The organism is Janthinobacterium woesei (assembly GCF_051380875.1).
Taxonomy (GTDB): Bacteria; Pseudomonadota; Gammaproteobacteria; order Burkholderiales; family Burkholderiaceae_D; genus Janthinobacterium.
In genome coordinates this window covers 169,229-178,558 of sequence record NZ_JBNYXW010000015.1, presented here as the reverse complement: position 1 = coordinate 178,558, position 9,330 = coordinate 169,229, and the positions used below count along the sequence as shown (strand labels likewise).

9 protein-coding genes are annotated in these 9,330 nt (G+C 60.6%); all 9 read left to right on the top strand.

From position 1 onward, the window contains the following. Positions 1 to 470 precede the first annotated feature (470 nt). The 9 genes from ACQ4W6_RS18600 (at position 471) to ACQ4W6_RS18560 (ending at position 9,182) form a co-directional block, all read left to right on the top strand. Positions 471 to 1,991 carry a B12-binding domain-containing radical SAM protein gene (locus ACQ4W6_RS18600; RefSeq protein ID WP_436568646.1) on the top strand — a complete coding sequence of 507 codons (1,521 nt, stop codon included), beginning with the start codon at positions 471 to 473 and terminating at the stop codon, positions 1,989 to 1,991. Positions 1,992 to 2,047: 56 nt separating this feature from the next. Further along, entirely contained in the window at positions 2,048 to 3,181 is a 1,134-nt protein-coding gene (locus ACQ4W6_RS18595) for an MlaE family ABC transporter permease (protein ID WP_436568657.1), read from the top strand. Further along, positions 3,181 to 4,080, top strand: coding sequence for an ABC transporter ATP-binding protein (locus ACQ4W6_RS18590; RefSeq protein WP_436568645.1), 900 nt, complete (start codon positions 3,181 to 3,183; stop codon positions 4,078 to 4,080). The genes ACQ4W6_RS18595 and ACQ4W6_RS18590 overlap by 1 nt, the downstream gene beginning before the upstream one ends. Next, positions 4,080 to 5,039, top strand: coding sequence for an MlaD family protein (locus ACQ4W6_RS18585; protein ID WP_436568644.1), 960 nt, complete (start codon positions 4,080 to 4,082; stop codon positions 5,037 to 5,039). Before ACQ4W6_RS18590 ends, ACQ4W6_RS18585 begins: the two co-directional genes overlap by 1 nt. Positions 5,040 to 5,051: 12 nt before the next feature. After that, positions 5,052 to 5,675 (top strand): ABC-type transport auxiliary lipoprotein family protein, encoded by a 624-nt coding sequence (locus tag ACQ4W6_RS18580; RefSeq protein WP_436568643.1) that lies wholly within the window; start codon positions 5,052 to 5,054, stop codon positions 5,673 to 5,675. 10 nt (positions 5,676 to 5,685) lie between these two features. Continuing rightward, positions 5,686 to 6,873: a VanZ family protein gene (locus tag ACQ4W6_RS18575; protein ID WP_436568642.1), complete on the top strand. Its 1,188-nt coding sequence runs from the start codon at positions 5,686 to 5,688 to the stop codon at positions 6,871 to 6,873. Between the two features lie 43 nt (positions 6,874 to 6,916). Continuing rightward, a complete protein-coding gene (locus ACQ4W6_RS18570; protein WP_436568641.1) occupies positions 6,917 to 7,234 on the top strand; it encodes a (2Fe-2S) ferredoxin domain-containing protein in 318 nt (105 codons plus the stop codon). Between the two features lie 35 nt (positions 7,235 to 7,269). Next, positions 7,270 to 7,923 carry an alpha/beta hydrolase gene (locus ACQ4W6_RS18565; RefSeq protein WP_436568640.1) on the top strand — a complete coding sequence of 218 codons (654 nt, stop codon included), beginning with the start codon at positions 7,270 to 7,272 and terminating at the stop codon, positions 7,921 to 7,923. 113 nt (positions 7,924 to 8,036) lie between these two features. Continuing rightward, entirely contained in the window at positions 8,037 to 9,182 is a 1,146-nt protein-coding gene (locus tag ACQ4W6_RS18560; protein WP_436568639.1) for a D-alanyl-D-alanine carboxypeptidase family protein, read from the top strand. The last annotated feature ends 148 nt before the right edge of the window (positions 9,183 to 9,330 follow it).

Sequence of the window (9,330 nt, the reverse complement as noted above, 5' to 3'; positions counted from 1 at the left end):
TAGTTCAAACCCCTCGCATTGCGAGGTGTTTGCTCACTCAAAAAACTGACAGGCTACTTCCGAAGAAGTATCCTATTTCATTATTTCTTGTGAACATTTGATATTTTAAGTTAGACGCCAATCCGAAGATCGGCGCTGCACTTGCATCAAATGCCCACACTTATCGACTGTTAATTGTTAAAGAACTGTGATCGGTACTGCTTTCGCGCTATCGACAAAGCGTTGTGTTTGTCAGCTGCGAAGAAGGAAGAGTATGAAGCGTTTCGGCTACTTTGTCAACCTTCGTTTTTCAGCGCATTGCGCTTAAAAACTTACTGCATCGCCGTTTCCGGTGATCCTCAACTGCCGCATTTGACTGCGTCTCATCGGGGAGGCGAACTATAGCCAACTCCTGCCCAGGAAGCAAGCTTTATCCAGAGAAATCGTCGAGTGCAGCGTAAAATGACTGTTTTCCTCGATCCGCACCTGTCATGACCATCCTGCTCTCCACTTTGAACGCCCGCTATACCCACGCTTCGCTGGGGCTGCGCTATCTGCTGGCCAATATGGGGCCGCTGCAGGCGCAGACGCGGCTGCAGGAATTCGTCATCGGCACGAAGACCACGGAACTGGTCGAGCGCATCCTGGCGAACAAGCCGCGCATCATCGGTTTTGGCGTGTATATATGGAACGTCGAGGAAACCACCAAGCTGGTGGCCATGCTCAAGCGCGTGGCGCCCGACGTCATCATCGTGCTGGGCGGCCCGGAAGTGTCGCATGAAGCGGGCGAGCAAGAAATCGTCAAGCTGGCCGATTACCTGATCACGGGCTGGGGCGACGTCACTTTCCCCAAGCTGTGTGGCGAGATACTCAACGGCCCAAAACCGCTGATGAAGATCCATGCGGGTGTGCAGGCGCCGCTGGCGGAACTGCAACTGCCCTACTCCTTGTATACAGATGACGATATCAAGCATCGTACGATTTACGTGGAAGCCTCGCGCGGCTGCCCGTTCAAGTGCGAGTTTTGCCTGTCGGCACTCGACAAGACGGCCTGGCCCTTCGCCCTGGAGAACTTCCTGGCCGAGATGGAATCCTTGCATGCGCGCGGCGCGCGCCTGTTCAAGTTCGTCGACCGCACCTTCAACCTGAACATCAAGACCAGCCTGAAGATCATGCAGTTCTTCCTCGACAAGATCGAAGCCAATCCGGACGACCCGATCTACGCCCACTTCGAGCTGGTGCCCGACCATTTGCCCGATGCCCTCAAAGAAGGTATCAGCAAGTTCCCGCCCGGCGCGCTGCAGTTCGAGATCGGCATCCAGAGTTTCAATCCGGAAGTGCAATCGCTGGTCAGCCGCAAGCAGGATAATCAAAAGGCAGCCGAGAATATCCGCTGGCTTTGCGAAGAATCAAATGCCCACCTGCACGTGGACCTCATCGCCGGCCTGCCGGGCGAGGATGAAGCGAGCTTTGCCGCCGGTTTCAACAAGCTGGTGGCATTGAAGCCGCATGAAATCCAGTTCGGCATATTGAAGCGGCTGCGCGGCACGCCCATCATCCGCCACACGGAAAACTTTGGGCTGGTGTTCGATCCGCACCCCCCTTACACCATTCTGGCGAATAAACAGCTCGATTTCATGAGCATGCAGCGCCTGGTGCGCTTCGCCCGCTACTGGGACCTGGTGGCCAACTCGGGCCGTTTCGCCAATACGGTGCAATGGATGCTGGGCGATGCACCGTTTGAAAACTTCATGGACTTTTCGAACTGGCTGTACGCCCATACGGACGCCACCCACCGCATCGCCATGGAGCGCCTGGCCAAGCTGGTGGCGCAATGGCTGCAAACGCGGGGTCTGAGCGCGCCTGAGGCCAATGCCTTAGTGGCCAGCGACTATGCGGGCGGCGCCCAGGCGGCCACGCATGCCAAGGCAAACGAAGGCAGCACTGGCAACGCCAAGGTGCGCCCGGACATCACGCTGCCGCAGCGCCAGGCGCGCCACCTGGCCTCTTGAGCAGCGGTACTCGAACAGCGGTGGCGGTCTGCGCGATTCTCCCTTAAACTCACATGATGCCGACTGTACAATCGCCGAAACTGACCCTCTCCCAGACCAGCCCCCAACAGGGGGCCATCGTGACCGCCAGCGGCACCTGGCAGGTGCACGCCCTGGCGCATGACAATGCGATCAAGGCCATCGATGCCCAGCTCAAGCCCTTGCAAGGCGATGCTAGCACCCACTGGGACCTGTCGCAGATCGACAGCATGGACCATATCGGCGCCCAGCTGTTCTGGAATGCCTGGGGCAAGCAGCGCCCTGCACAGCTGACCCTGGCGCCATCCCAGGAAGAGTTTTTCAAGCGCATCGAAGCAACGGGCCCCCTGGCAACGCCGCCATCGCGCGCCAACCGCCTGACGCCCGTGATGAAGCTGGGCATGGCCATCCTGCTCTTTTTTGAACATTTGAAGGGGTTTATTGCCCTGGTCGGCCAGGTGACGCAGGATATCGGCCGCTTCGCGCGCCATCCGCTGCGCGGACCCTGGCGTGAAATTTCCGCCAATATCTACCATGCTGGCTTCCAGGCGCTGGGCATCACGGCGCTCGTCGGTTTCCTGATCGGCGTGGTGCTGTCTTATCTGTCGGCGCAGCAACTGCGCGCCTTTGGCGGCGACATTTACCTGGTCAACCTGCTGGGCATGAGCGTCATCCGCGAACTGGGGCCGCTGCTGGCGGCGATCCTGGTGGCCGGGCGCTCTGGCTCGTCCATCACGGCGCAGCTGGGCGTGATGCGCGTCACGGAAGAGCTCGACGCCATGCTGGTGATGGGCATTTCGCACGGTTTTCGCCTAGTCATGCCCAAAGTGCTGGCCCTGGCCATTTGCATGCCCCTGCTCGTCATCTGGACCGATACGGCCGCGTTGATCGGCGGCATGGTGGCGGCCAAGGTGGAACTGAACCTGTCGGCGCGCTACTTCATCCAGAAGCTGCCGGACGCCGTGCCGCTGGCCAACTACATGATCGGCCTGGGCAAGGGCGTCATCTTCGGCATGCTGATCGCGCTGGTTTCCTGCCATTTCGGCCTGCGCATCAAGGCCAACACGGAAAGCCTGGGGCGCGGCACCACCACCGCAGTCGTCACGGCCATTACCGTGGTGATCCTGGCCGACGCCGTGTTCGCCATCGTCTTCAATGGAGTGGGGTATTGATGGCGGACGATAATAACGCTTGCAAGGTGAGCGAGGGCAAGGAGGGCCAGTTCAACCTGCATGGCAGCGCGCCCGTGGTGGAAATCACCAATCTGTGGACCAAGTTCGGCCGCACCGTCGTGCACCAGGACTTGAACCTGGAAATCGAACGGGGCGAAATCCTCTCCATCGTGGGCGGCTCCGGCACGGGCAAGACGGTACTGCTGCGCCAGATGCTGGGCCTGGAACATCCGGCACGCGGCTGCGTGAAAGTCTTCGGCGAAGATATCAACCAGGCAAGTTCCGACCAGTTGCAACAATTGCGCAACCACTGGGGCATGCTGTTCCAGCAAGGCGCGCTGTATTCGGCGCTGACCGTGTTCGACAACGTCGCGCAACCGATGCGCGAATTGCGCGTACTGCCCGAGACGCTGATCCACGACGCGGTATTATTGAAGATGAATATGGTGGGCCTGGGACCGGAACATGCGCTGAAGATGCCGTCGGACTTGTCTGGCGGCATGATCAAGCGCGTGGCCCTGGCGCGCGCCCTGGCGCTGGAACCGAAGCTGCTGTTCCTCGACGAGCCCACGGCCGGCCTGGACCCTGACCTGTCGGAAAGCTTTGTGACCCTGATCCAGTCGCTGCACCGTGAGCTGGGCTTGACGGTCGTCATGGTCACGCATGACCTCGACACCCTGTTCGCCCTGTCCACGCGTATCGCCGTGCTGGCGGAAAAACACGTGATCGCCATCGGCCCCACGCGCGAGGTCATCGAAGTCGATCACCCGTTCATCAAGCAATTTTTCCTCGGCGACCGCGGCAAGCGCGCACTGGCCGTCCTCGATGAAAAACAGGCGGCAGACAAGGCTGCGCAGCCAGGCGCTCCCGCCGGCACTGACACACAAGCGGAGAAGTAATGGAAAACAGATCACATGCCCTGATGACGGGATTTTTTACACTCACCCTGCTGGTGGCGGCCATCCTGTTCGGCGTCTGGTTCAACCGCGACCGCGTGGAACGGGTGCCCTATCTGCTGGCCACCACCCTCTCCGTGCCGGGCCTGAACCCGCAAGCCACCGTGCGCTACCGTGGCTTGGAAGTGGGCAAGGTCGATGCCATCGACTTCGATACGCAAAAGGCGGGGCAAATCCTGGTGCACATCAGCGTCGCGCCCGACACGCCCGTCACTAACACCACCTTTGCCACCCTGGGCTACCAGGGCGTGACGGGCATCGCCTACATCCAGCTCGACGATGAACAGGTGGGCTCGAAACTGCTGGGTACCAGCAAGGACAGGCCGTCGCTGATCCCGCTGCGCGCCGGCTTGCTCGACCAGCTGGAAAAGCGCGGCAAGCGCATCCTCGACCAGGCCGAGCAGATTACCAACAAGGTGAATAATCTGCTCAGCCCGGACAACCAGGCGGCCATGCTGGGCGCCTTCAACGAAGTGGGCAAGGCGGCCAAGGCCTTCGGCGCCATTCCGCAGCAACTGGAACCGACCCTGACGCAACTGCCGCAGCTGACCGAACAAACGCGGCAAACATTGACGGCCGTCAGTACGGCCAGCAAGAATGTCTCGGACCTGACGACAACCTGGAAAAAGCTGGGCAACGATATCCAGGCGCCCGGTGGCGTGCTCGACAAGGTCGTTGGCACGGTCGACAAGGTGGGCAGCTCGGTGGAAACGGTGGCCAATAGCGTGTCGCTGGAAGTGCTGCCGCAAGTGATCGAGCTGAGCGGCGAAGCGCGTTCCTCGATGCGCGCCCTGAAAACCACCATGAGCACGCTCAATGAACAGCCGCAGAGCATCTTGTTCGGCGCCCCAGACATCCCGCCCGGTCCGGGCGAGCCCGGCTTTTCGGCGCCAGGCAAATAAGGAGAACGAACCATGCAAATTCCACGCCATCTCAGCGTGCTGGCCCTTGCCAGCGCTTTCCTGCTGGGCGGCTGCGCCACGCGCGGCCCCGTCCCCACTTTTTATGATTTCGGCCCGGTGGCGCCGCTGGCAGCGCAAGCTGCGGCGCAGCCTGCCACGCCGCCCGTGCCCGTGCTGGTGATCGCCGATGCCAACGGCCCATCCTGGCTCGACAGCCAGCGCATGTATTACCGTTTGCTGTACGCCGATGCCCAGCAATCGCGGCCCTACGCCTACAACCGCTGGAATACGCCGCCCCTGCAACTGCTCAGCCAGCGCCTGAAAACCCGCGTCGCCCAGAGCGGCGTGAAAGTGCTGTCGAGCACGGATGCTGCGGCAGGCATGCCCCTGTTGCGCATCGACGTCGATGATTTTTCGCAAAATTTCGATACACAAACGCAAAGCAGCGGCCATGTGTCGCTGCGCGCCTCGGTATTTCGCGGCCATCGCCTGATCGACCAGAAAACCTTCAGCCGCAGCGGCCCGGCCAGCAGTGCCGACGCGCAAGGTGGCGCGCAGGCACTGGCAGCGGCATCGGACGCCATCGCCGCCGACCTGCTCACCTGGCTGGGCACGCTGAACCTCGCGACAGAGTGACCGCAACAGCATGACCGCACCCGCAGCCCCCGCCAGCCCGCCAGCACCGCTGCCGCCCGTCCGCTCCTCGCCCGTGTCGCGTGCGACCCTGCTCGCCTACATCTTCCTGATCGTGTATGCCAGCTGGTTCCCCTTCACGGGCTGGCACAGCAATGGCCTGTCGCCGCTGACCTTCCTGGAAAACACGCGCATGCCCCGTTACTGGACCGGCTTTGACGTCGGCATCAATGTCGTCGGCTATATTCCGCTGGGCGCCCTGCTCGTGTATTCGCTGTTTCCAAGAGTCACTGGTTTCTTTGCCGTCGTCATCGCCAGCCTGTGCGGCATGCTCATTTCCGGCAGCATGGAAGCGGTACAAACCTATTTGCCCAGCCGCGTTTCATCGAATCTCGACTTTTATACGAATTCGGCGGGCTGCTTCATCGGTTCCATCATCGGCGCCTTGACGGCGCGCAAACTGCTCGACCATAGCCATCTGTACCGGCTGCGCCAGCGCTGGTTTGCCCAGCACGCCAGCCAGGGCCTGGTGCTGGTGGCGCTGTGGCCGCTGGCGCAAATCTATCCGCAAGGCTATCTGTTCGGCCTGGGCCAGCTGCTGCCCATCCTGTCGGACTGGCTTTCCAGCCTGATGGGCATGGAAATCGACCTGGCGTCCTATCTGCGCCCCGACACGATATTGACAGTCGAGCAATACTGGCTCTCGGAAACCATCATCACCGCCTGCGGCATGACGGGCGCCGTGCTCACCTTGCTGTGCCTGCTGCGCCGCGCCGCGCCCCGCGCCGTGCTGATGCTGGTCCTGATCGCCGCCGCATTGATCGTGCGCTCGATGGCCAGCGCGCTGCTGTTTTCACCCGAAAACGCCTTCGTCTGGATCACGCCTGGCGCCCAGGGCGGCGTCCTGATCGGTCTGATCATGCTGGGCGGCCTGGCCTTCGCGCCCCACGTGGCGCAGCGCCGCATCGCCACCGCCACCTTGCTGCTGAGTCTGGTCATGGTGAACACGACGCCGATCAACCCATATTTCATGTCGACCCTGCAAGGCTGGGTGCAAGGCAAGTTCCTCAACTTTAATGGCGCGGCGCAATTTTTGGCCTTGCTGTGGCCCTTCATGGCCCTGTGGTTCCTGTGCCTGCCATCGCACCGCCTGAACCGGCAGGACGATGCGCAGCGCCACCGTCGCGAAGACCATCTATAAGCGCTATCATGGCGCATTAATGTATTAATAGCAGGAGAGCCGCATGAGCGACACATCGTATTTTGAACGCCACGTTTTTTTCTGCATGAATAAACGTGAAGACGGCCGCAACAGCTGCGGCGACCATGGCGCGGAAGCGGCGCAAAAGCATTGCAAGCGCCGCATCAAGGAACTCGGCATGAATGGCGCGGGCAAGATCCGCATCAACCAGGCCGGTTGCATGGACCGCTGCGAAGAGGGCCCGGTGCTGGTGATCTACCCGGAAGCGACCTGGTACACCTATGTCGACGCCAGCGATATCGACGAAATCATCGATACGCACCTGGTGGGCGGCAAAATCGTCGAACGCCTGAAAATTTAATGCCAATTTAAGAGATACCCGCCAGTATGAGCATCATGAACAGAAATTCGGAAAAATTTACCCTCGCCGGCCATGCAGGCAGCATGGAAGGCTTGCTCGATTTCCCGGCAGACACCCCGCGCGGCATCGCGCTGGTTGCCCATCCGCACCCGCTGTACGGCGGCACGATGGACAATAAAGTGACACAAACCCTGGCGCGTGCCTTTGTCGCCCTCGGTTATGTGGTGGCGCGCATCAACTTTCGCGGCGTGGGCGCCTCGGAAGGCGTGCACGACCATGGCGTGGGCGAGACGGATGACATGCAATTGCTGTATGAACACATGCGCGGCCTGTATCCGGGCTTGCCCGTGGCCTTGTCCGGCTTCTCGTTCGGCACCTTCGTGCAATCGAAACTGCAGGAACGCCTGGCCGCCGCCGGCACACCGGTCGAGCGCCTGGCGCTGATCGGCAGCGCGGCCGGCAAGTGGGCCATGGCCGACATTCCGGCCGACACCATCTTGATCCACGGCGAACTGGACGACACCATTCCCCTCTCCGCCGTCTTCGACTGGGCCCGTCCACAAGACATTCCCGTGATCGTGATCCCGGGCGCCGACCATTTTTTCCACCGCAAGCTCAATCACATCAAGCAGCTCGTGATCGCGCTATGGCATGGTGACAAACCCGCAATACCCGCAGATGATCATTGAAGTGTGGGCTTACTAGCGCCTGCACGGCTATAATTGATCCGTTTTTTCCACGCGGCCATGTGAGCATCAACAACATGGCCCTCAGCCTTCATCTTTTTCGCAGACCAGCCTCCATGAAAAAACTTTTAGCGGCACTGGCCTCCAGTGTATTTTTCCTATCCGCCGCCTTCGCCCAGAGCGTTCCCGCACCGACCATCGCCGCCAAGTCATGGCTGCTGCTTGACGCCACCAGTGGCCAGATCATTGCTTCGCAAGATCCGGATGCCCGCATCGAGCCGGCGTCGTTGACCAAGATCATGACGGCCTACGTGACGTTTGCCGCCATCCGCGAAAAGAAACTGGCGCTGGACCAAAAAGTGAATGTTTCCGTGCGCGCATGGAAAGTCGACGCCAGCAGCTCGAAGATGTTCATCGACCCGGCCACCCCCGTATCGATCGACGACTTGCTGCACGGCCTGATGATTCAATCGGGTAACGACGCCGCCGTGGCGCTGGCCGAAGCCGTTGCCGGCGATGAAGGCACCTTCGTCGTGCTGATGAACCGCGAAGCGCAGCGCATGGGCTTGAAAAACACGCGTTTTGGCAATCCGCATGGCTTGCCTAGCCCGGATAACTATTCCACGGCGCAAGACCTGTCCGTCCTGGCCCAGCGCGTGATCGCCGACTACCCGGAATTCTACAAAATCGATTCCATCAAAAGTTTCACCTACAACAAGATTACCCAGCCTAACCGCAACCGCCTGCTGTGGCTGGACCCAACCGTGGACGGCATGAAGACGGGCCACACGGAAGCGGCCGGCTATTGCATGATCGCCTCGGCACGCCGTCCGGGCGGCTCCGGCGAGCGCCGTTTGATCTCCGTGGTGCTGGGCACCACCTCCGACCAGGCACGTACGCAGGAAAGCCAGAAGTTGCTGAACTGGGGCTTCCAGAATTTCGATACGGTCAAGCTGTACTCGAAAGGCCAGGCTGTTGCCACGCCGGAAGTGTGGAAAGGCTCGAAAGGCACCGTGAAAATCGGTTTTGCGCGCGACGTGCTGGTCACCGTACCCAAAGGCATGGCTGCCAAGATGAAACCTGTGCTGGAGCGCAAGGACCCGCTGGTCGCCCCGCTGGCCGAGAACGCCCCTGTCGGCAAACTGAAAATGGTTGTCGATGGCAAGACCTTGCTGGAACTGCCCGTCGTGGCCCTGGAAACCATCAACCAGGCTACCATCTTCGGCCGCGCCTGGGATTCGATGCGCCTGTGGATGAAGTAAGCGCAGCAAGCGCCTGTGCACGATGAAGAATGCCCGCGATCTGCGGGCATTTTTTTTGTTTTCCAGCATCGCCATACGCGGCAGACGCGACGGGCTGTCACTGGCTATAATCGTCATCATTATTGAATGCAATCACCTGAAAGCCAGC